Source organism: Mycobacterium parascrofulaceum ATCC BAA-614 (assembly GCF_000164135.1).
Classification (GTDB): Bacteria; Actinomycetota; Actinomycetes; order Mycobacteriales; family Mycobacteriaceae; genus Mycobacterium; species Mycobacterium parascrofulaceum.
Map to the genome: position 1 here is coordinate 1 of NZ_GG770602.1, position 1,545 is coordinate 1,545.

1 protein-coding gene and 1 pseudogene are annotated in these 1,545 nt (G+C 75.0%); both read left to right on the forward strand.

All coding sequences use genetic code 11. The features are described 5' to 3' along the window. A pseudogene (locus HMPREF0591_RS33580) lies at positions 1-421 on the forward strand (Hsp70 family protein); the annotation flags it as partial. Positions 422-563: 142 nt separating this feature from the next. Then, positions 564-1,545 (forward strand): DUF7159 family protein (locus tag HMPREF0591_RS29740; RefSeq protein WP_040624502.1); only part of this gene is annotated, 982 nt, incomplete at its 3' end.

The window sequence follows — 1,545 nt, forward strand, 5'->3', positions numbered from 1 at the left end:
CCCCGTGCCCAGCCCCGCACCGCCGCCGCCCGAACCGCCACCCTCGCCGCCGCCACCGCCGCCGCCGCCCGTGGTGGTCACCACGCAGGCGCCCCCCGTCTACACGCCGCGGCACACCGCGCCGCCGACCACGCAGGCGCCGACCACGACGGCCATGACGACCCCACCGCCGTCGCCGACGACGACCACCGAGACGACGCCCCCGCCGGCGACGACCACGACGACGACCACCACGACGGTCCCGATGACCACCGAGTGGATCCACGTCCCGCTGCTGCCGGTGCCCATACCCGTGCCGGTGCCGCAGACTCAGGCCCCGCCGGCGCCCCAGGCCCCGCAATACACGCCTTATCCGCAGTATCCGCAGTATCCGCAGTACCCGGGCAACGCCCAGAACCCCTTCCTGGGCCCCGGCTACTAGCCGCGCGTCCGCCCTGCTCACCGCGCTCCATGAGCGCGGCCGCGCCCGCGCGGGTAGCGTGGTGTCACCCGGTCGGGCGGGCCTATCGGTGGTGCCCCCGTGGTCGGGCCCCGAGGCAAATCAGCGGACTGTGGAGGCGTACGTGGACATCGTGCTTGGGGTCTCGATGGCTCCCGAGACGGTCCGCCTGGTGGTCATCGAGGGCCAGGACGCCGACGGAGTCACCGTCGAACAGGACGAGTTCGAGTTCGCCGCGGACGGCGACTCGGCGACCGCCGGTGCGGTCGACCAGGTGCTCGCCGCGATCGGCGGCACCCGGGAAGGCGCGCTCGCGGGCGGCTATCAGTTGGTGTCCACCGGGGTGACCTGGACGGATCCGGCGGGTGTCGGCGCGCTGCGCGACGCGATGGCCCGCCACGGCATGGGCAGCGTCATGCTGGTGTCCCCGTTGCTGGCCGCGGCCGCGCTCGCCCAGACGGTCGGGTACGCGCTGGACTACGAGCACATCGCGATGCTGTTCGTGGAACCCGCGAGCGCGACGCTGGCGGTCGTCGACGTCACCGACGGTTCGATCGTCGATCTGCACCGTCAGCAGCTGGCGGGCCCGGTCGCCGGGGAGTTGGCGTCGATGGTCGCCGGCCTCACCGCGCGCGGCTCGCGCGCGGACGGCGTCTTCCTGGTCGGCTGCGGCACGGACATCGCGGCCGTCAAGCCCGCGCTCGAGGCGGCGTCCCCGCTGGCGGTGAGCGCCCCGGAGGAGCCGGAGATGGCGCTGGCCCGCGGGGCGGCGCTGGCGTCGGCGAACGCGCCGCTGTTCGCCTCGTCGACGGCGGCCCTGGCATACGCGCTGGACCCCGGGACCGGAGAGGTGAGCCCCCGCCCGCTCGGCCCGACCTACCTGGACGTCTGGGGCAACGCGGGCGGCGGCGCGCTGGCCTACAGCGCCATCGCCGACGAGGACGAGGAGAGCCCGCGCAGGCGCAGGCCCATGTTCCTGGCCGGCAGCGCGCTGGCCGGGATCGCCGCCGCCGTGGCCGGCGTCGTGCTCTTCTCGCTGACCTCCGACCGGCCGGGCTCCAGTCCACCGCAGAACCCGCGGGTCAGCGTCGCCACCCCGGTCAAGC